18 protein-coding genes are annotated in these 20,159 nt (G+C 75.9%); 8 read left to right on the top strand and 10 right to left on the bottom strand.

Going from position 1 to position 20,159, the window contains the following annotated elements; translation table 11 throughout:
• Window positions 1–86: 86 nt before the first annotated feature.
• From BMW27_RS08820 to BMW27_RS08810, 3 genes are all read right to left on the bottom strand, one after another.
• On the bottom strand, window positions 87–1,343 hold the full coding sequence (locus BMW27_RS08820; RefSeq protein ID WP_091442460.1) for an RNA polymerase sigma factor: 1,257 nt from the start codon (window positions 1,341–1,343) through the stop codon (window positions 87–89).
• 16 nt (window positions 1,344–1,359) lie between these two features.
• Window positions 1,360–1,785, bottom strand: coding sequence for a YciI family protein (locus BMW27_RS08815; protein ID WP_091442455.1), 426 nt, complete (start codon window positions 1,783–1,785; stop codon window positions 1,360–1,362).
• 127 nt (window positions 1,786–1,912) lie between these two features.
• Window positions 1,913–2,605: a maleylpyruvate isomerase family mycothiol-dependent enzyme gene (locus BMW27_RS08810; RefSeq protein WP_217638089.1), complete on the bottom strand. Its 693-nt coding sequence runs from the start codon at window positions 2,603–2,605 to the stop codon at window positions 1,913–1,915.
• Window positions 2,606–2,727: 122 nt separating this feature from the next.
• On the opposite strand from BMW27_RS08810, the gene BMW27_RS08805 reads away from it, so the two are divergent.
• The 3 genes from BMW27_RS08805 to BMW27_RS08795 all read left to right on the top strand — a co-directional run bounded on the left by BMW27_RS08805 (window position 2,728) and on the right by BMW27_RS08795 (window position 5,054).
• Entirely contained in the window at window positions 2,728–3,111 is a 384-nt protein-coding gene (locus BMW27_RS08805; protein WP_091442452.1) for a PaaI family thioesterase, read from the top strand.
• Between the two features lie 198 nt (window positions 3,112–3,309).
• Window positions 3,310–4,680 (top strand): FAD-binding oxidoreductase, encoded by a 1,371-nt coding sequence (locus tag BMW27_RS08800; RefSeq protein ID WP_091442449.1) that lies wholly within the window; start codon window positions 3,310–3,312, stop codon window positions 4,678–4,680.
• 17 nt (window positions 4,681–4,697) lie between these two features.
• A complete protein-coding gene (locus BMW27_RS08795) occupies window positions 4,698–5,054 on the top strand; it encodes a cupin domain-containing protein (RefSeq protein WP_091442445.1) in 357 nt (118 codons plus the stop codon).
• Between the two features lie 90 nt (window positions 5,055–5,144).
• On the opposite strand, the gene BMW27_RS08790 is transcribed toward BMW27_RS08795, so the two are convergent.
• The 6 genes from BMW27_RS08790 to BMW27_RS08770 form a co-directional block, all read right to left on the bottom strand.
• Complete coding sequence (locus BMW27_RS08790) at window positions 5,145–5,378, bottom strand: hypothetical protein (protein ID WP_012949668.1); 234 nt, start codon at window positions 5,376–5,378, stop codon at window positions 5,145–5,147.
• 192 nt (window positions 5,379–5,570) lie between these two features.
• Entirely contained in the window at window positions 5,571–5,993 is a 423-nt protein-coding gene (locus BMW27_RS08785) for an SANT/Myb-like DNA-binding domain-containing protein (RefSeq protein ID WP_091442442.1), read from the bottom strand.
• Between the two features lie 172 nt (window positions 5,994–6,165).
• Window positions 6,166–7,137 (bottom strand): hypothetical protein, encoded by a 972-nt coding sequence (locus BMW27_RS08780; protein WP_091442439.1) that lies wholly within the window; start codon window positions 7,135–7,137, stop codon window positions 6,166–6,168.
• Between the two features lie 196 nt (window positions 7,138–7,333).
• Window positions 7,334–7,510 carry a hypothetical protein gene (locus tag BMW27_RS23335; protein ID WP_175486437.1) on the bottom strand — a complete coding sequence of 59 codons (177 nt, stop codon included), beginning with the start codon at window positions 7,508–7,510 and terminating at the stop codon, window positions 7,334–7,336.
• A 124-nt stretch (window positions 7,511–7,634) separates the two neighbouring features.
• Window positions 7,635–8,099, bottom strand: coding sequence for an NUDIX hydrolase (locus BMW27_RS08775; protein ID WP_091442436.1), 465 nt, complete (start codon window positions 8,097–8,099; stop codon window positions 7,635–7,637).
• A 194-nt stretch (window positions 8,100–8,293) separates the two neighbouring features.
• On the bottom strand, window positions 8,294–9,088 hold the full coding sequence (locus tag BMW27_RS08770) for an enoyl-CoA hydratase/isomerase family protein (RefSeq protein ID WP_091442433.1): 795 nt from the start codon (window positions 9,086–9,088) through the stop codon (window positions 8,294–8,296).
• A gap of 199 nt (window positions 9,089–9,287) precedes the next feature.
• On the opposite strand from BMW27_RS08770, the gene BMW27_RS08765 reads away from it, so the two are divergent.
• Window positions 9,288–15,314, top strand: coding sequence for a DUF4011 domain-containing protein (locus tag BMW27_RS08765; protein WP_091442430.1), 6,027 nt, complete (start codon window positions 9,288–9,290; stop codon window positions 15,312–15,314).
• A gap of 241 nt (window positions 15,315–15,555) precedes the next feature.
• Here the strand turns inward: BMW27_RS08765 and BMW27_RS08760 are convergent, their stop codons facing one another.
• The gene (locus BMW27_RS08760) at window positions 15,556–15,786 is read right to left on the bottom strand and encodes a FitA-like ribbon-helix-helix domain-containing protein (RefSeq protein WP_245743400.1); all 231 of its coding nucleotides are present in this window, start codon (window positions 15,784–15,786) and stop codon (window positions 15,556–15,558) included.
• A gap of 220 nt (window positions 15,787–16,006) precedes the next feature.
• On the opposite strand from BMW27_RS08760, the gene BMW27_RS08755 reads away from it, so the two are divergent.
• Genes BMW27_RS08755 through BMW27_RS08745 form a run of 4 tightly spaced genes read left to right on the top strand, consistent with a single transcriptional unit; the run spans window position 16,007 to window position 20,146 of the window.
• Window positions 16,007–17,110: a serine/threonine-protein kinase gene (locus BMW27_RS08755; RefSeq protein WP_175486436.1), complete on the top strand. Its 1,104-nt coding sequence runs from the start codon at window positions 16,007–16,009 to the stop codon at window positions 17,108–17,110.
• A 56-nt stretch (window positions 17,111–17,166) separates the two neighbouring features.
• Window positions 17,167–17,304, top strand: a complete 138-nt coding sequence (locus BMW27_RS23330) for a hypothetical protein (RefSeq protein WP_012949678.1) — start codon at window positions 17,167–17,169, stop codon at window positions 17,302–17,304.
• Between the two features lie 2 nt (window positions 17,305–17,306).
• On the top strand, window positions 17,307–18,491 hold the full coding sequence (locus tag BMW27_RS08750; RefSeq protein WP_091442418.1) for a TRAFAC clade GTPase domain-containing protein: 1,185 nt from the start codon (window positions 17,307–17,309) through the stop codon (window positions 18,489–18,491).
• Window positions 18,488–20,146, top strand: coding sequence for a GAP1-N2 domain-containing protein (locus tag BMW27_RS08745; RefSeq protein ID WP_139206860.1), 1,659 nt, complete (start codon window positions 18,488–18,490; stop codon window positions 20,144–20,146). Before BMW27_RS08750 ends, BMW27_RS08745 begins: the two co-directional genes overlap by 4 nt.
• Window positions 20,147–20,159: the final 13 nt, after the last annotated feature.

Here is a 20,159-nt window from a genome sequence, read left to right as displayed (position 1 = left end):
GAGGTCCGGTAACCACCCGTGGGCGGGCAACCACCCACCGGAGCGGGCCGCCTGCCGTCAGACCGACTGCAGCGACTCCTCGATCCTCACCCGGGCAGGCACCCGGCCGCACGGTCGAGCAGCAGGGTGCGCTCGCGCTCGTTGCGGGTGAGGCCGGCGGCCTGCTCGAACTCCGCCCGCGCCTCCGCCGTCCGGCCGAGCTGCAGCAGCAGGTCACCGCGGGCGGCGGGCAGCAGGTGGTAGCCGCGCAACGCGGGGACGGCGGTCAGCGCGTCGACGATCGCCAGGCCGGCGGCCGGGCCGTAGGCCCGGGAGACGGCGACCGCGCGGTTGAGCTCGACGACCGGGGACGGCGCGAGCTCGGCCAGTGCCTCGTAGAGGGCGGCGATGCGCAGCCAGTCGGTCTCCTCCGCCGTGCGCGCGCGGGCGTGGCAGGCGGCGATCGCGGCCTGCAGCCCGTAGGGCCCGAGGCCCGCGCCGGTCTCCTCGGCCCGGCGCAGCGCGGCCAGCCCGCGGCCGACGAGGACGTGGTCCCAGCGGGCGCGGTCCTGGTCGAGCAGCAGGACCGGGGCGCCGTCCGGACCGGTGCGGGCCCGGATCCGGGAGGCCTGCAGCTCCATCAGGGCAACCAGGCCGTGCACCTCCGGCTCCCGCGGCGTCAGCTCGGCGAGGACTCGGCCGAGGCGCAGCGCCTCCGAGCACAGCTCCGGCCGGGTCCAGTCCCGGCCGGCGGTCGCCGCGTAGCCCTCGTTGAAGACCAGGTAGACGACCTCGAGCACGGAGGCGAGCCGGCCCGGGAGGTCGGCGGCGGTGGGCAGCTCGAAGGGCACCTGCGCCGCGGCGAGGGTGCGCTTGGCGCGGACGATCCGCTGGGCGACGGTCGACTCCGGGACGAGGAAGGCGCGGGCGATCTCGGCGGTGGTCAGCCCGCCGAGCAGCCGGAGGGTCAGCGCCACCCGGGCCTCGCGGGAGAGCACCGGGTGGCAGGCGGTGAACACCAGCCGGAGCAGGTCGTCCTCGACCACCTCGTCCAGCGCCGCGGCCCAGTCGGGCTCCTCGGCCTCGACCAGCTCGCGGCCCAGCAGGGCGGTCTTGCGCTCCAGCCGCTCGGCGCGCCGGAAGACGTCGACCGCCCGGTGCTTGGCGGTGGCCATCAGCCAGGCCGCCGGCTTGTCGGGGACGCCCGTCTCCGGCCACCGCTCCAGCGCCGCCACCAGCGCGTCCTGGGCCAGCTCCTCGGCCAGGCCGACGTCCCCGGTGACCCGGGCGAGGGCGGCGACGAGCTTGGCGGACTCGATCCGCCACACGGCCTCGACGACCCGGTGCGTCGTCCCGCTGCTCACCGCCGCCCGCCCGCCGTCAGGAGCCGTGCTGCTGCTCGACGGTGGCCCGCATCCGGTCCTCCTGCTCGCGCAGCTCGGGGGTCATCGCGTCGCCGAAGTCGTCGGTCTCGAAGACCTGCCGGACCTCGACCTCGCTCCCGCGGAACGGCGCCCGCCGCACCCACTGCTCGACCTCCTCGCGCGAGCTGACCTGGAGGATCCAGAAGCCGGCGATCAGCTCCTTGGTCTCGGCGAACGGGCCGTCGACCACGGTGCTCCCGCCGTCGGCGTCGTAGCGGACCCGGAAGCCGCGGGAGCTGGGGTGCAGGCCCTCTCCGGCGAGCATGACGCCGGCCCGGACCAGCTCCTCGTTGTAGGCGCCCATCTCGGCGAGCTCCTGCTCGGTCGGCATCGCGCCGTTCTCGGTGTCCTGGTCGGCCTTGACGATCACCATGAAACGCATCTCGGGTCCCTCCTCGGGTGGGGGCGGTCGCGGCCCGGTCGGCCGGCGGTCCACCGTCCCCCACCTCCACGTCGAACGGGCACGACCCGGATCGACACGGTCGGGGGATCTTCCGGGAAACGGCCCGTCAGAGCCAGCGCGGCAGCTCCGGCAGGTCGCCGTCCGCCGTCAGCTCCTCCCCCCGGCTGCGCCCGGTGAGCCAGCCGGTGACCGCCGGCAGCGGCCCGGAGACGGCCACCGCGCCGCTCCCCCACTCCCGGTCGCCGGCGAAGACGACGACGTCCGGTGTCTCGCCGCGCCGCGCCCACGCGCCGAGGACCTGCTCGCAGATCGCCGCCTGGACCTCCTCGGCGACGTCGGCGAAACCCACACCGGCGTCGAGGTCGACGGCGTGCACGACCACCTCGACGCAGCGCATCCACGGCACCTCCGAGGCGGGCACCTCCCGGCCCTGCATGGTGCGCACCGTCGCCGACCACGCCGCCCCGGGGAGCCCGCGCACGGCGTCGGCGAACCGGGCGGCCGCGGCGACGTGCTCGGTGCGCAACCGCGCCGCCTCCAGCGCGGCGGTCTCGGTGATGCCGGCCTCCCGGGCCTCCCGCGAGGGGTACATCGGCGTCTCCTCGCCGGTGCGCGCCCAGGTCAGCAGGTTGCCCAGCGCGTCGGCGTTGCGGACGACGTGGGCCACCACGTGCCGCCGGTCCCACCCCGGGCACAGCGAGGGCCGGTCGAACTCCTCGTCGGTGAGCCGGCCGAGCGCCGTGGCGAACAGCCGCTCGCCGTCGGCCCACCGGTCCAGCGTCTCCTGCGGTGCGGTCACGCCTGCTCCCTCCGGACGGCGCCGGCGCCGGCCGGCGGTGACGCCCCGACGCTAAGCGGCCGGAGCCTCCGGCACGACCCGGCCGGTGCGTCGGACGGCGTCCCCGCGGGTAGCGCCGCGACATGAGCGAGCAGACGGGCCCCGGGGGCTTCGCACAGCGGATCGGCGCCCAGGTGGAGGACGCCGACGACGGCGGCGCGCGGATCGCCTTCGAGGTGCGCGAGGAGCACCTGAACCCGGCGGGCACGCTGCACGGCGGCGTGCTCGCCACGCTGGTGGACACCGCCATGGGCCAGGCGGTGCGCACCACCACCGGGGAGGGCGAGGTGCCGGCCACCAGCCAGCTCACCGTGACCTACCTGCGCCCGGGCACCCCCGGACCGCTCGTCGTGACCGGCCGGGTCCGCACCCGCGGCAAGCACCTCACCGTCTGCGAGGCCGACGTCGAGCAGGACGGCGAGGCGGTGGCGCACGCCGTGGCGACCTTCGCGCTGCTGCACCGCTGATCCGCCCGGACCACGGTCGATGGTCCCTGTCGGCGCGGGTGCGGCCTCACTACGGTCGGCCCCGGCCGGCGACGACGGGGGCTGCGCCGGGCCCGCAGCGTCAGCCGCAGCCCCCCGGGCCGACGGCCGCCCGCTGCCGGCCGGACCCCGCGCCCCCGCCGGCGTCGTCCACCGTTCCGGACGACCGCTGGAGGGGCCATGACCACGCAGCTGCCAGGCACGCTCGCCGACCGCATCCGGGGCCAGGTCATCCGGCCCGGGGACCCGGACTACGAGGACGCGCGGCACGTCTACAACGCCATGATCGACGCCCGGCCGCACCTGATCATCCGGTGCGCGGGCACCGACGACGTGGTGGCCGCGGTCCGGTACGCGACGGAGACCGGCCGCGCGGTCGCCGTCCGTGGCGGCGGGCACTCCGTGCCGGGCTTCGGCACCGCGGACGACGCCGTCGTCGTGGACCTGTCGGCGATGCAGGCGGTGGACGTCGACCCGGCCGCCCGGACGGCGTCCGCGGGCGGCGGGACGACGTGGGGCCGGTTCAACGACGCGACCGCCGCCTCCGGGCTGGCCACGACCGGTGGGATCATCTCGACCACCGGCGTCGGCGGGCTGACCCTCGGTGGCGGCATCGGCTACCTGTCCCGCGGCGCGGGCCTGTCCTGCGACAACCTGGTCGCCGCCGAGGTGGTGACCGCCGACGGCCGGGTGGTGACCGCCGACGAGGACGAGAACGCGGACCTGTTCTGGGCGCTGCGCGGCGGCGGGGGCAACTTCGGCGTCGTCACCCGCTTCACCTACCGGCTGCAGCCGGTGGACCAGATCTACGGCGGGCCGGTGTTCTTCGAGCTGGCCGACGCACCCGCGGTGCTGACGTTCTTCCGCGAGTTCATCCGTGACGCGCCGCGCGAGTACGGCGGCTTCCCGGCGTTGCAGATCGCCCCGCCGCTGCCGTTCGTGCCGGAGGCCCGGGTCGGTGAGCCGTTCGTAGCGGTGGTCTCCTGCTACAACGGCCCCGCGGAGGAGGGCGAGCGGATCATCGCCGGTCTGCGCGAGGTGGCGGCGCCGGTGGCCGAGCACGTCGGGCCGATGCCCTACCCGGCGCTCAACAGCGCCTTCGACCCGCTGGTGCCACCGGGCCTGCAGCACTACTGGAAGGCCGCCTTCGTCACCGAACTCACCGACGAGGCGATCGCCGCGCACGTCGAGCACGGCGCCCGCCTACCGGTGGTCAACTCGACGGTGCACATCTACCCGATCAACGGGGCGGTGCACGACGTGGCGCCCGACGCGACCGCCTTCGGCCACCGGGATGCCGACTTCGCGACGGTGATCGCCGGGATGTGGCCCGACCCGGCCGACAACGAGGCGAACACCCGCTGGGTGCGGGACTACTACGCCGCGATCGCGCCGCACTCCCAGGCCGGGGGCTACACGAACTTCGCCTCGGCCGACGACGCGGCCAAGGTCGCCGAGAACTACGGCGCGAACTACGAGCGGCTGCGCGAGGTCAAGCGGGCCTGGGACCCGGGCAACCTGTTCCGTCTCAACCAGAACATCCGGCCGTGACGGCTGGAGGAGGAGTCGTGCAAACCATCGCGCGCACCGACCTACCCGTGGCGATCGAGGGCGACGGGGTCGAGTTCCGGACCGAGCGCGTCGGGGGCATGAGCGTCGCCTGGGTGCGCCTGCCCGCCGGGACCGACCTCCGGCCGGGCCTCGCCGGGCTCCCGGGCGACCTCTGCCCCTGCCCGCACTGGGGCTACATGATCAGCGGCCGCCTCGCGATGCACGGCAAGGACGGGGTCACCACCCACGAGGCGGGGCAGGCGTTCTACTGGGCGGCCGGCCACGCGCCGGAGGCGCTGACCGACTGCGAGTACGTCGACTTCTCCCCGTCCGAGGAGCTCGAGGCCGTCGTCCGGCACCTGCAGGGCGGCTGATCGGCGCCCTGGCCGGGCGTTCCGGTCACCGGCACGGACGAGAGGGGCCGGGGTCGGACGACGTCCGGCCCCGGCCCCCATCGCGGCAGCTCAGCCGCTCATGCGCGAGCGCAGCAGCGCCTTGCCCTGCTCGGCGCCCTTGCGGCTGTCGCTCTGCGCCTTGCGGAACAGGTCGGCGAGCTCGTTGTCACCGTCCCGTTCGGCGTCCTGGACGTAGGTCTCCAGCCGCAGCGCATTGCTCAGGCACTGCTCGGTGAACCAGATGAGGTTGTAGTCCTTGTCCTTGGTGCCGGTGACGTCGCCGGTCTCCGTGGCTGCGCTCATCGCGTTCCTCCTCGACGGTTGCTCGGGCACTCGCGCGCCGGCACCCCGTGGCGGCTGCCGCGGACGACGCCGGCAGGGCCAGTGCAGCGGATCGGCCGCCGCAGCGGAACCGGTGCGTGCGCGCCGAGTGCCTGCGAGGACGGCCCTCTCGCAAGGCCCCGCTCCGAGAGGCAGGGGGCAGCGGGTCCGCTGTCAGCTCGGGCGGGTGCCGGCGAGCTCGCGGGCGGCCGCGGCCGCGTCGCTGTCGAGCACGCGGGCGCGCTCGTGGCGCTCGATGAGCTGGTGGAAGCGCGTCCACGCCTCCTCGGGCGGGACGCCGAGCGCCTCGGCGATCTGCTGCCAGGAGGCACCGCCGCGCAGGGCGGCGCGGAACCCGGTCAGCTGGCTGTCCCGGGCCTTGCGCGCGACGACCTCACCGAGCGCGAGCAGTTCCAGCGACTCGGGGACGTCGAGCGACGTGGTGGCCGACCGGAACGAGGTCCAGTCGTCGGCGTCGACGTCCTCCGCGGTGTTCAGCGTGGTCTCCCCGCTGTCCCGCCGGGCCAGGAAGTCCAGGCGGGTGACGGCCGTCGTCAGGGAGAACTCCTGCTCGAGGGCGTCGGGCGTGATGCTCATGCGGCATCCCATCCCCGACGCGCTCCGCGGGTCAAACGCGGTGCGACCGAGATCTCCCCGATCCAGCGAGCCCCGACCGACCGCGCCCACCCGTGCACGTCGTGGGCTCACCCGGACAGCGCGAGGGCCCGCCCCCGGGTGGGAACGGGCCCTCGCGAGGGGGTGTGCGACGTCAGCTGTCGACGCCCACGGCCTCCTTGGCCAGCGCGGCCAGCTGGGTCTGGGTGGCGTTGACGACGCTCGTCCGGTTCTTGTGGGTCTCCTCGTAGCGGATGATCACCCGGACGTCGTGCGCGCTCTTGAGCTCCTTGACCGCCTTGATGGCGTCCTGGGTCGACAGCGAGTCGTAGCCCTTGATCGGCAGCTCGTCGGCGCTGACGTCGCCGAGCTCCTCACGGGCGGCCTTGGCGGCGTTGGCGGCGTCCTTGTTGCCCTCGCGACGGGCGATCCGCTCGGCCCGGCGCAGCGCGGCGCTGCGGCCGACCGTCAGCGTCTCGCGGACGGCGTCGGTGAAGGAGGAGGCCTTGTCGGTCGCCTCGTTCAGCCGCTCGCCGGCCTGCTCGCGGCGCTGGTGCACCGACTCGACGACCTCGTTGACCCGGTTGGCCCAGAAGCGGACCGGGGCGTTGGCGGCGCGGGCGGCGGTGCCGGCGACCCGCTGCAGCGCGGTGGCCTGCAGCGCGGCCGGGCCGCCCATGGCCTCCTCGGCGAGGACGACGGTCAGCCACTCGACGGTGGCCTTGTGCGCGGTGATCAGCCGCTCGGCGAGCTGGCGGACCTTCGGCAGCTCGGCCTGCTCGGCGAGCACCTTGAGGTAGGTGGCGCGGTCGAGCAGCTGGTGCTCCAGGTTGAGGTCCTGCAGCAGGGCCTCCTCGAGCGGCTCGGCCTGCTCGAAGCCGGCCTTGAGGACGGCGGAGAGGCGGCCCACGGCCGGGGTCACGACGTCCGGGACGCCACCGATGGCGCGCAGCTGGTCGGTGATGGCCTGGGTCCGCTCGGCGGCGTTGTCGGCGTTCTGGGTCAGCTCCCGGCGCACGGCCTCGGTGCGGGCCTGCGAGATGCGGGTGCGAGCGACCTGCTCCTCGGTCTGGGTCAGCAGCACGAGGGCGCGGAGCTGGTTGATGATCTTGGCGTTGTCGGTCATAGCGGGGGGAACTCCAAAGATCGGGGATGACCTGACGTCTGGAGAGTGCCCGATGCAGCCCTCCGCTAACTCCTGCAAGCGCATCGCTAGCTGTGAACCGCATCACGCGTGTCCACGAGCCGACGTGTCCACGTGTCGACGTGTCGACGTGTCGCCCCCGCCCGGGCCGCTCTGCGGCGGCCCGGGCGGCCGGCACTCAGCGCGCGGGGACGGCGGGCTTGCCGGGGCGCTCCAGCCGCAGCACCGGCTGGGTCAGCTCGTCGGCCAGCGCCGACCGCGGCCGCGGCGAGGAGGACGGCGGGACCGCCGCGCCGCAGCCGACGCAGAACCGGCCCTGCTGACGGGCCGCGCCGCACTTCACACACGCCGACACGGGCGTCCTCCTCGCTCCCGGGAAGTCCGGCGACTCCACTCGTCGGCACCCTGCCAGGTGCGGACCTCCCGCGGCGCGGTGTGGGGCAGGTGGGACGAGCTGTCGCAGGACCGTTGCCGACTACTCAGCGCAGCAGGTCCAGCAGGCGGTCCAGGAGCGGCACCTGGCCCGGAACCAGCTTCTCCCGCGCCTCGTCGAGCGGCATCCAGGCGGCGCGGTCGATCTCGGGGAACTCCCGCAGGCGGCCCGAGCGCGGCGGCCACTCGAGGGTGAACGTGTTGCTCACCGCGGCCGCCGCGTCGAAGTCCCCCTCCGCGGCCCAGGCGGTGAGCCGCTTGCCGCCCGACTGCCGGACCGCGCCCAGCGGGACGAGCACGGTGTCGGGCGCCGGGGTGCCCATCTCCTCGGCGAACTCGCGCAGCGCGACGTCCCGCGGCTCCTCGTCGGGGCCGTGCTCGCCCTTGGGGATCGACCAGGCGCCGGCGTCCTTGCGCGCCCAGAAGGGGCCGCCCATGTGCCCGACCAGCACCTCCACTCCGCGCTCGGGGTGCCGCCGGTAGAGCAGCAGCCCCGCACTGGTCCTCGGCATCCCGTCCCCCTCTGCGCCTCGTGCCCTGCCCCGGACGATGTCTCGTGCCCTCCCCCGTGAGGAGCAGCGCCCGAGGCAGCCGGCAACCACGTCCCCCGTGGCACTCGTGCTCTGCCCACCAGGGTGGGCAGAGCACGAGCCTCCCGGCGGACACCCCGCCGCCCACCCGTGCCGCGCGGCAGCGCAGCGCCGGATCAGCGCCCGGTCCACCGCGGCGGACGCTTCTCCAGCCGGGCGGCGATGCCCTCCTTGCGGTCCTCGGACAGGTACGGGTTCGGCCCGACGTCCAGGCGCAGCGCCTGCCACAGCGGCAGCTCGAGGGCCTTGACCGCGGTCTCCTTCATGCGGCGGACCGAGACCGGTGCGTTGGCGGCGATCGTCCCGGCGAGCCCGAGTGCTGTGGGCAGCACGTCCTCCGCCGGCACGAGGCGGTTGACCAGCCCCCACCGCTCGGCGACCTCGCTGGTCACGTACTCGCCGGTGTAGAGCAGCTCCAGGGCGATGCCCATCGGGATGCGCTTGGGCAGGACCACGGAGCCGAAGTTGGCGCCCATGCCGATCTTCGCCTCGGGCAGCCCCATGGGGACCCCCGGCGCGGCGACGCGGAGGTCGCAGGCCAGGGCCAGCTCGAAGCCGCCGGCGACCGCGGCGCCGGCGATCGCCGCCACGATCGGCACCGGCGTCTCGGTGACCACCTCGAAGAGGGCCCGGGTGGGCCGGTTCATCGGCGGGCGGAAGCGCTCGTCGCGGAGGTCCTGCTCGCGGATCTCCGTGAGGTCGAAGCCGGCGCAGAAGGCCGGCCCGTTGGCGGCCAGGACGACCGCGCGGACGTTCCCGTCCTCGGCGCAGCGCAGCAGCTCCTCGACCAGGTCGGCCTGCAGCGCGGAGGACAGCGCGTTCCGGCGCTCCGGCCGGTCCAGGGTGAGCACCCGGACGTGCCCGCGCTCCTCGACGACCAGTCCCGACTCCCGGCGCTGCACATCTGCCATGCCAGCAACCTGGGGCACGGCGCCGCCCGGTCGCAACCGCGGGCGGGCCGGCCCTCATCGGCGCCCGGCCGCGGCGTCGTGACCCTCCGCAGGTGCCCCTGGCCGGATCCGGAGTCAGTCCCGCCCCACCCGTCGCACCCGTCCCAGACGCCTCGGCGGCCTGAGGGACCGGTCCGTCCGGACCGGTAGACAGGACGCCATGAGCACCACGCAGGTCCGGAGCGTCGACCCGAGCAGCCGGCCGGCCGTGGCGATCCAGGTGACCTCGACGCCGGTGCTCAGCTACGCGCTGGCGCACAACCGCGTCCCCGTTGTCTCCCGGCTGGCGTTCACCAACCACGGCGGCGCCGTGCGTGGGGCGACCGTGCGGCTCGGCGTGCGCGACGCCGAGGGCCCGATCGGCACGCCGGTCGAGCTGCTCGTCGACCTCGACGCGGGCCAGACCACGGTGCTCAACGACGTCGGCCTGGTCATGGACCCCGCCGCGATGCTGCAGATCGAGGAGCAGCGGCCCGGCTCGATCGAGATCGACCTGCTGGTCGACGGCCAGGACGTCGGCGGCACCGCTGTCCCGGTGCAGGTGCTCGCGGCCAACCAGTGGCTGGCCGCACCCGTGCCGCTGGCGCTGGAGATGCTCGCCGCGCACGTCCTGCCCAACCACCCGACGGTGACCACGCTCATCGGCGAGGCCGCCGACCTGCTCGAACAGCGCACCGGGAGCGGGTCGGTGCAGGGCTACCAGTCCGGCCCGGAGCGGGTCGACGAGATCGTCGCGGCGCTCACCGAGGCGATGCGCCGCCGCGCCATCCGCTACACCGAGCCCCCGGCCTCCTGGGCCGACGTCGGGCAGAAGGTGCGCACCCCCGGCGACGTCCTCGACGGGCGGGTCGGCACCTGCCTGGACACCGTGGTCACGCTGGCCGCCGCCCTGGAGCAGGCCGGCATCCGGCCGCTGCTGTGGGTGGCCGAGGGCCACGCGTTCCTGGGCTACTGGCGCGAGGAGCGCAGCGCCGAGAGCGTCGCCACCACCGACGTCGCACCGCTGGTCAACCTGGTCGACCTCGGCCTGGTCCGGCTCGTGGAGACCACGCTGCTGACCAGCCGGAACTCCGCCGACGCCGACCTGCACGGCGCGGCCTACAGCGCCTGGCTGGCGGGCGCCGGCGACCTCGACCGGGTCCTCGGCGTCACCGACGTCCACCGGTCCCGCCGCGACGGCATCGTGCCGCTGCCGGCCCGCACCCGCGGCCGGGACGGCGCGGTGCAGGTGTTCGAGTACCGCCCGGCAGTGCACAGCGTCGCCGCGCGCCCGGTCGAGCGGGCGGCGGCGCCGGGCGAACGGGGGGACCAGCCCGGCCGCCCGGAGATCCCCGCGCGCGTGCAGCAGTGGAAGAACAGCCTGCTGGACCTCTCGCTGCGCAACCGGCTCATCAACTACAGCGAGCGTGCCGGCCTGCCGCTGACCGTCCCCGCGACGCAGCTGGCCGCGCTCGAGGACCTGCTGCACAGCGGCACCGCCGTCCAGCTGCTGCCCAGCGACCGCATCGCCGCCGTGCAGCGCGAGCGCGGGCTGTCCTCGGCCCGCGACCTGCCGGCCGCGCAGCTCGCCGAGCTGCTCGTCGAGCGCCGGGCGGTGCACGCCGAGGTCAGCGAGGGCGGCTACCTGCCGCGGCTGCGCAACCTCGCCTACCGGGCGAAGACCGTGCGCGAGGAGACCGGCGCCAACAACCTGTACCTGGCCCTGGGCAGCCTGGTGTGGGAGCTCGACGGCCGGCCGCTGCGCTCCCCGCTGGTGCTCGTGCCGGTCACGCTGACCCCGACCAGCCGCAACGGCGTCTACCGGCTGGCCCTCGACGACACCGGGTCCAGCACGCCGAACCACTGCCTGCTGGAGAAACTGCGCCAGGTGCACGGCCTGTCCGTCCCCGGGCTGACCGACCCCACGGACGACGGCGCCGGCATCGACCTCGACCGGGCCCTCCAGGCGGTGCGCCAGGCGCTGGCCGACGCCGGCCTCCCCCACCGCGTCGAGCCGACCGCCGACCTCGCCGTCCTCCAGTTCGCCAAGTACCGGCTCTGGAAGGACCTCGACGAGCACTGGGCCGACCTGACCGCCAGCCCGCTGGTGCACCACCTCGTGCACCGGCCGACCGAGGCCTTCTACGACCCGGCCCTCGACACCGCCGGCGCCACCGACCTCGACGAGCTGGCCGCGGCGTGCCCGGTGCCCGCCGACGCCTCCCAGCTGCGCGCGGTCGCCGAGGCCGCCGCCGGTCGCACCTTCGTGCTCGAGGGCCCGCCCGGCACCGGCAAGTCGCAGACCATCACCAACCTGCTCACCCGCGCGGTCGCCGACGGCAAGCGGGTGCTGTTCGTCGCGGAGAAGCGCGCGGCCCTGGACGTCGTCGCGCGGCGGCTCGAGGCCGTCGGCATGGGCCCGTTCGCCCTCGACCTGCACGACAGGGGCGCCAAGGCCTCGGTGGTGCGCGCCCAGGTGCAGGCCGCGCTGGAACACGCGGTCGCCGTCGACGCCGAGGGCTCCGCGGACCAGGGGACGGACGCCGACTCCGACGACCTCCGCTCGGCCCGCCGCACCCTGGCCCGCTACGCCGACCGGCTGCACGCCGAGAACGCCGCCGGGCTGTCGTACTACACGGCGCGGACGGCGGTGCTGGCGGTGCGCGACGGCGACCCGACGCTGCCGGTCTCCCCCGCGTTCGTCGCCGCCGCGTCCCCGGAGACGCTGACCGCGGTGCGCCGCGCGCTGGCGCTGCTGCCCGACATCGCGGACATGGTGCGCCCCTCGCCGCGCCACGCCTGGGCCTTCGTCGACACCGCCCGGGTGGACCTGCTGGCCGCGCAGCAGACCGCGGCCGCCGTCGACCAGGCGGTCCGCGACCTGCCTAGCGAGCCGCACCTGGCCCGCGCGCTGCGCGAGGTCCGCACGCCCGCGGACCTCGACGCGCTCGCCCACCTGCTCTGCGGCCCGGCGACGACCCTCGACGTCCTCGACGAGGTGCCGACCGAGCGCTGGAACGTGGCGACGACGACCGTGCTCGGCGAGGTCGCCGCGTTCAGCAGCGCCGTCCACCCGGGCCTGGAGCTGGCCACGCCGGCGGCCCTGGAACTCCCCCTGGCCGACCTGTACGTCGCCGCGCAGACCGCGCAGGCCGGCCGGTTCCTGGCCCGCCGGGCCGGGCTGAAGGCCGTCCGCGACCAGCTGCGGCCGGTGCTGCGGCCGGGCGTCCCGGTCAAGCTCGGCGACGTGCCCGAGCTGGTCGCGCAGCTGTGGCGGCTGCAGACCGCCGCCCAGGGCATCGTCGCCCGCGCCTCGGTGATCCCGGGGCTGGTCGTGCCGCCTCGGTGGAACCCGCTGGCCGAGCCCGAGCTGCTGGTCGGCCAGGTCGAGTGGTTGGAGCGGGCCGGCCGCGCCACCGACAGCGCCAGCGAGTTCGCCGTCGCCCTGCGCCGCTGGGTCGTGCAGGGCGAGGGCCCCGACCCCGTCGCCGGCGCCGCCGTCGCCCGGCTGCGCGACGCGGTCACCGCGCTGCTGCGCGTGTGCCGCAGCAACCCGCGGCGGCTGGCCGAGTGGGCCGGGGACGACGGCCTGGTGCTGCGCTGGCAGATGACCCGGCCCGAGCGCGGTGTCGAGCACACCGGGCTGATGTCGCTGCGCCGGTGGGCCGACCTCGTCGACACCCTCGAGCCGCTGCGCGCCGCCGGGCTGCACGAGGCCCGGGCGCTGCTGGTCACCGGCGAGCTGCCCGCCGAGGACGCCGTCCGCGCCTTCGAGCGGGGGCTGGCCCGGGCCTCGGTCGCCGAGCGCCGCGACGCCTCGGGGCTCGACGACTTCGACGCCGACGCGCACGAGCGGGCGATCACCCGGTTCACCGCCGCGTCCCGGGCGGTGCGCGCGCACCTGCGGTCGGCGCTGCCGGCCGCCGTGCTCGCCGCCCGGCCGTCCGTCGCCGCCGACGAGGAGGTCGGCGCCCTGCAGCGGGAGCTGGCCAAGGCCCGCCGCGGGCTGGGCGTGCGCGCGCTGCTGGCCCGGTACGGCCGGCTGGTCACCACCGTGCTGCCGTGCGTGCTGGTCAGCCCCGACTCGGTGGCCCGCTTCTTCCCGGCCGAGGCCGGCCTGTTCGACCTGGTCGTCTTCGACGAGGCCTCGCAGATCCGGGTGGCCGACGCGGTCGGCGCGCTCGGTCGCGCCATGGCCGCCGTCGTGGTCGGGGACAGCCGGCAGATGCCGCCGACGTCCTTCGCCGAGCCGACCTACGGCATGGCCGAGGACGACGCCGTGGAGCTGCTGGGCACCGGGGTGGAGGACGAGGAGTCGATCCTCTCCGAGTGCGTGCAGGCCCGCGTGCCGCGGCAGTGGCTGTCCTGGCACTACCGCAGCCAGGACGAGTCGCTCATCGCGTTCAGCAACGCCAACTACTACGACAACCGGCTGTCCTCGTTCCCCGCGCCCACCCACGGCCGGCCCTCGGCGGACGTCGGCGGCCGCGGCATCTCCCTGGTGCGGGTCGACGGCACCTTCCACCGCACCGGCGCCGGGCGGCTGCTGCGCACCAACCCGATGGAGGCCAAGGCCGTCGTCGCGGAGGTGCGCCGCCGCTTCGACGCCTCCCCGGAGGCCCTGCCCTCGATCGGCGTGGTCACCTTCAACGCCCAGCAGCGGACCTACATCGAGGGCCTGCTGCGCGATGCCGGCGACGAGCGGCTGGTCGAGGCGCTGGACCGCACCGACGGCGAGGGGTTGTTCGTCAAGAACCTGGAGAACGTGCAGGGCGACGAGCGCGACGTCGTGCTGTTCTCCACCGGGTTCAGCGTCGACGACCGCGGCGTGCTGCCGCTGAACTTCGGCCCGCTGAACCGGGTCGGCGGCGAGCGGCGGCTCAACGTCGCGGTGACCCGCGCCCGGCGGCAGGTCGTCGTCTTCTCCTCCTTCGACCCCGCGCAGCTGCGCGCCGAGCAGACCTCGTCGGTCGGCGTGAAGCACCTGCGCGCCTACCTCGACCTGGCCGCGCTGGGCACCGACGCGCTGCCGCGCGACGCCCGGCCGGTCGCCGTCCCGGACCGGCACCGAGAGGAGATCGCCGCGGCGCTGCGCGACCGGGGGCTGAGCGTGCGCACCGACGTCGGCCTCTCGGAGTTCCGCGTCGACCTGTCGGTGGCGCGCGCCGGGACCCCGGACGAGCCGGTCCTGGCCGTGCTCCTCGACGGGCCGGCGTGGGCCCGGCGGCGCACCGTCGGCGACCGCGACGGCCTGCCGGTCGAGGTGCTGTCGGGGATGCTCGGCTGGCCCGCCGTCGAGCGGGTCTGGCTGCCGACCTGGCTGCGTGACCGCGAGGCGGTGCTCGACCGGCTGGTCGCCGCGGTGGCGGCGGTGCCCGCGACCGCGCCGGCGCCGGCCGCTCCGGCGCCCGCGGTCGAGGAGGACCGGGAGCCGACGGCGGAGGTGCCGCCGCTGCCCGCGCCCGCCGAGCCGCCGGCGCCCGAGGTCCGCGCGATCCTGCCGCTGCGCGCCGCGCCGCCGGCGGTCGTGGAGACCGTCCCCGAGCCCGTGGTGGCGTCCTCCGCGGAGACCGCCGTCGAGGAGCCGGCGGCCGCACCGGCCGCCCGGCCGGTCCGGCGGGCGCCGCGGAGGCCCACGGCTCCGCAGCTGGACGGCGAGACCCCCTTCGCGCCGTGGACGCCGAAGGGCGGTCTGGAGCGCAAGGCGCTGGACTCGCTCGACGACCCGCGGGCCGCCCGCACCGTCCGACGGGTGCTCACCGCCGGCCTCAAGGCCGAGGGCCCGGTGCACCGCGACCGGCTGGTGCGCATCGCGGCCGGCGCCTTCGGGCTCTCGCGGGTCAGCGAGGGCCGCCGCGACGCGCTGCTGCAACTGCTCCCCGACGGCGTGGTCGACGGCGACTTCGTGTGGCCCTCGTCGCTGGACCGGGCCGCCTGGACCGGCTTCCGCCGCCAGGCGGCCGGCGCCGACCGGCCGCTGGAGCACGTCGCGCCCGAGGAGGTCGGCAACGCGATGGTCGCGCTGTGCCGCGCCACCGGGGAGCTGGCCGAGGACGAGCTGTTCGTGCGCACCGCCGAGGTCTTCGGCTACCGCCGCCGGACGCCGTCCCTCACCCCGCTGCTGCAGGCCGCGCTGACCCGCGCGCTGGACGCCGGGCAGCTCACCCGGCAGGAGTCCGGGCTGCTGACCGCACCTGCCCTGCTGTAGGCGGACGAGGTCCTTCAGTCCGGCAGCAGGAACGGGCAGGTCGGGCCGCTGGCCCGGGCGAGGCGCCGGTCCAGCGTCACCAGGGGGACGGCGAGCTCCTCGACAAGGGACGTTCGATGCCTCGATCTGCATGTGGGTCGGTGCGGTCAGGTCCTCGCCCCGGAGCAACGCCGCGCCCATCCCCCGTCGCTCCCGTCGTCGACGAGGGCGGCGACCACGACGGACGCGTCGACGACCGGGGTCACGACCGGTCGGCGTCCCTCGCCTCGAGGATCGCGTCCGCCGGCAACCGGGTGCCGGTCGCCCGGACCCGCTCGGCGACCCGATCCCACAGCTCATCGGGATCCGGTCGCCGGGCGAGCGCCGTCAGCTGTCCGCGCAGGTAGTCCTGGAGCGACTGACCCGCCCGGGCAGCCCGGGCGGCCAGCACGTCCCGGGTCTCCTCGGGGACGTTGCGGATGGTCACGGACACGGCCACGACTCCTGCTCAACAGCGATGACTGGGAAGTGCATGCAACCCGTCCCGCTGCCGACGCCCGGGTCGAAATGGGGGAGGTCCCGGATGGTCGCCGCCACGGGGGTGCGGGCACCCTGGTGGGACCGGATGGATGGACGGGCGGCCGACTCCCACCTCGCTGCCAGGTAGGGGACCTAGCCTCGGCCCGACTGCCGTCGATGGGAGGCCGTACCGCGTGGACGAGGCGCTGAACTCCGCCGGAGCGGTCGCCGACCTGGCCGGGACCCGCCAGATCGGCCTGCTCGAACCCGGCGACCCGGACCGCATCGGTCCCTACGACCTGCTGTGCCGGCTGCCCCGCGGTGGGCAGGGCGCCGACGTGTTCGTCGGCTCGGCCGGGGCCGACGGCGCACTGGTCGTGATCAAGCGGCTGCCCGAGGGGGCGCCGGACCTGGCCCGCAAGCGGCTGGCCCGCGAGGTCGAGAACGCCGCCCGGGTGAAGAGCTCCCGGGTCGCCGCGATCGTCGACCAGGACCTCGAGGCCGGGGCGCCCTACTACGTGCAGGACTACGTCCCCGGGACGCCGCTGGACGAGTTCATGGCGCACCGCGCGGGCGGGCTCAACGCCGAGGAGCTGCGCCGGATCGCCATCGGCCTGCTGCGCGCGCTGCGCGACGTGCACGCCGCCGGCGTCGTCCACCGGGACGTGAAGCCGGGCAACATCATCATCGCCGGGGACGACGTGTGGCTGGTCGACTTCGGGATCAGCCGCTACATCGGCCCCGAGCCGCCGTCGGGCACCGCGACCACCGGGATGGCGGCGCTGGGCACCAAGCTGTTCGCCAGCCCCGAGCAGCTGGCCGGGGCGGTGCTCACCGAGGCCAGCGACGTCTACAGCTGGGGCATGGTCATCGCCTTCGCCGCCGGCGCGGTGCACCCCGTCGACCCCGACGACACGATGCCCGACTCCGACTACTACCTGGCGCTGCGGGCCGGCCGGCTCGACCTCACCCGGGTGCCGGCCAATCTGCTCGACAGCGTGGAGAAGGCGCTGCGGTTCAACCCCGAGCGCCGCCCGACCGTGGCCCAGCTGGCCCGCCAGGTGGAGCAGCGCACCCGCTGGCTCGGCGAGACCTCGCAGATCCCCGACCCGCGGACGACGGTGCGCGACCTGCAGTCCCTCGGGGCCGTGACCGAGGCGGCGCGCTACGAGCTGGCCCGGCTGGAACGGGCGGTCGCCGACACGTGGAGCGGCTTCGCCGTGGCCGCCGCCGCGATGGCGCTGCTGGGCATCGTCGCCGGGCTGCTGCTCGCCGTGCTGTACCACGCGGTGTTCTGAGCCGTGGTGTGTCGAGCCGTGGTGTCCTGAGCCCCCGACCCCCGAGGAGGAGCACCGTGTCCGGGTTGTACGAGCGTGCGCTGGCCCAGCAGCGGCTCGACGCGCGCCGCCAGCGGTTCCGCGAGCGCCAGCGGCTGCTGCTGGCGATCCTCGCCGTGACCACCGTCGTGTTCTTCGCGCTGTTCGTCCGCTGACGATGCGCCGCCGCGTCTGCCCCCGCTGCCTGGAGCCCCTGACCGCGCCGGTGTGGCGCGACGCCACCGGTGCACCGACCCGGCCGCCGGTGCAGCGCCGCACCCGCTGGCAACGGCTGCTCGACCCGCTGCGCACCGACCCGCTGCCGCTGCCCACCGTCCGGGACGCCGCATACGCGGCCGCGGCCAACGTGGTGCCGACCTGCCCGCGCGGGCACCGGCTGCCGCCGGAGTACCTCGACCGGCCGACGGTCGTCGTCGGCCTGGTCGGGCTGACCGGCGCGTCGAAGAGCACCTACCTGACGGTGCTCATCGACCTGCTGCACGAGGGGGCGCTGGCGCCGCTCGGCATCTCCGTGGAGATGGACGAGGAGAGCGCCGTCCGCTTCGACGACCACCGCTACCGGTTGCTGGTGCAGCACCAGCAGCTGCCGCTGACCCTGCCGCTGCTGGGCGAGGGCAGCTCCCCCGACCCGTTCGTGCTCGTGCTGCGCGGCACCGGCCGGAACGGCGCCGAGCGCACGGTCAACCTGGTCTTCTTCGACGCCTCGGGCGAGCAGCTCTACCGCAGCGAGGACATGGGTCTGTACGGCAAGTTCCTCTACGCCGCGGACTCGCTGCTCGTCGTCCTGTCCCCCGGCGTCTTCCCGCGGCTGCGCTCGCTGGCCGACCCCGGCGAGGACTCGATGGGCCTGGCCCGGCACACCCAGATGGTGGTCAACCTGGCCAACGTGCTGCGCGCCGCCCGCAACCTGCCGCCCGACGCGCACGTGGACGACGTCGCGACGGCCGTCGTCCTGAGCAAGGCCGACAAGCTGCGCGGCGTGCCGGACTTCCCCGCCGAGACGCTGCGCGACCCGGACCTGCGCGCGATGCCGCTGGCGCACTGGTTCGCCGACGTGCGGACCGCCAGCTCCCGGCTGGTCGACTTCCTCGAGGTCAGCGGCGGGTCGAACCTGCTGACGGCGGTGCTGCACCGGCTGCCCCGGCCCACCGTGCACGCGGTCTCGGCCACCGGTGCCGACGCGCGCGACGGCGGCTACCCGCGGATCGCGCCGGTCGGCGTGCTCGACCCGTTGCTGGTGCTGCTGGCCCGCGCCGGCTTCCTGTCCGAGGAGGGCCTCGACGCCGAGTCCCGGGACGCCCAGGAGTACGGCGCCGGCCTGCGCGGGGAGTGGTCGCGGTGAGCGGCCGCGCCTGCCCGCAGGCGCTCTACACCTCGGCCAGCCGCACGCTGGAGGGGCCGGGTTTCGGCGTCTACGCGCACTCGGCGGACTGGCCGGCCGAGGTCGGCCGGACCCGCAAGGCGCTCGGCGCGCTGGTCGGCTTCCGGCCCGCGGACGGCGAGGCCTACGGAGTGCTCTGTCGCGGCACGGGCCGGGTGCTCTACCGCGCGGTCGCCGCCCGTGCCGACGGCTTCGGCCGCCCCGGCAACTACCTGGTGCACCTGCTGTGGGACCCCAGCGGCCGGCTCGGCGCCCGGGAACTGCTGGCGCTGCGCCGGGCCGGGCGGTTCCTCGACGCCCTGCCCGAGGACTCCTCCCCGACCCCCGAGCTGCCGCCGCTGCGGGTGGCGGCCGCCGACCGGCCCGCGCCGGCGCTCACCCCCGACGAGGTCGACGCGCTGACCCCGCCGCTGGCCGGGCTGCTGGCCACCCTCGCCCGGGGCGCGGGCAGCTGCGCGCTGCCGGTGCGGACGGCGTCGGGACGGGAGGTGGCCGAGGTGCTCGTCGCCGTCCTGCCGCGCGCGCTGACGGCCGGCGTCTCGCTGCAGGCCGGCACGCGGGAGGACGACGGCGACACGGCGCCGGTGCGCGTGCAGCTCACCGACTCGCCGGCGCCGGCACCGGCCGGCCCGCACGACACCGAGCGCGCCCGCACGCTGCTCGAAGCGGCGAGCAAGGCCGAGCTCGCGCCCGACGACCTGGCCGACCTGCGCCGCCTCGACGCGTGGCTGTTCGCCGACGCCTGGGCCGAGCAGGACGCTGCCGCGCTGTCGGCCGACCAGGTGGCGAGCGTGCTGGAGTCCTCGGCCGCGCCGGGCTGGCTGGCCCGCGGGAGCAACGCGGCCGTCGCCCTGGAGGTCGCCGCGGGCAGCCCCGTGGTCGAGGCGGGGCTGCGGGCGGCGGTGGACCGGTGGCCGGCGGTGGGCGAGCTGGTCCGCGGCCGGGTGCTGGCGGCGCTGCTGGACGAGGTGTTCGACGGCGCCGAGGGCCCGGCCGAGCTCTTCGTCGAGATCGCCGGGATCGGGCAGCGGGACCTGTGCGCGGCGCTGGCCGACGAGGTGCGCCGCGGGCGCCGGGTGGCCCGGCTCGACCGGGCGGCCGGCCTGCTGGTCGAGCAGGCGCTGACGCTCGGGGTGGACCTGCCGCTGCTGGGGCTCACCGGCGAGACGTGGGAGCTGGCGCTGCTGGCCACCCGCCGTCCGGTCGTGGGCGACGCGCTGGTCGCGCAGTGGCGGTCCGGCGGCGGGTGGACGGGCGAGCACGGCGCGCTGCTCGGGCACCTGCTGGTCGCCGACCCCGGCTGGCTGGCCCGGCTGGGCGACGCCGTCCCGGTCTCCGCGCTGCCGCCGGCGCTGCGGTGGGCGGCGCTGCGCCTGGACGTGGCCGGGGTCGGGGCCCTGGCCGAGGCGGTCGCGACCGGGGACAGCGCCGGGCGCGGGTGGGCGCTGCGCGAGGTGGTGTTCGGCTCCGAGCTGCCGGCCGGCGACGTGGAGCAGGTGCTCGGCCGGCGGTTGGAGCTGCTGCTGGTCGACGACGGCTGGCCGCGGGAGGTGGCCGAGGCGTTCGCCCGCAGCCGCGGCGACTCCCCGTTCCGCCGCCGTCGCCGCGCCGACTGAAGGCACTTGTTCC

The organism is Geodermatophilus poikilotrophus (genome assembly GCF_900111455.1).
Lineage (GTDB): Bacteria > Actinomycetota > Actinomycetes > Mycobacteriales > Geodermatophilaceae > Geodermatophilus > Geodermatophilus poikilotrophus.
Note: the sequence above shows the minus strand (reverse complement) of the source record. Positions and strands in the feature narration are given on the sequence as shown.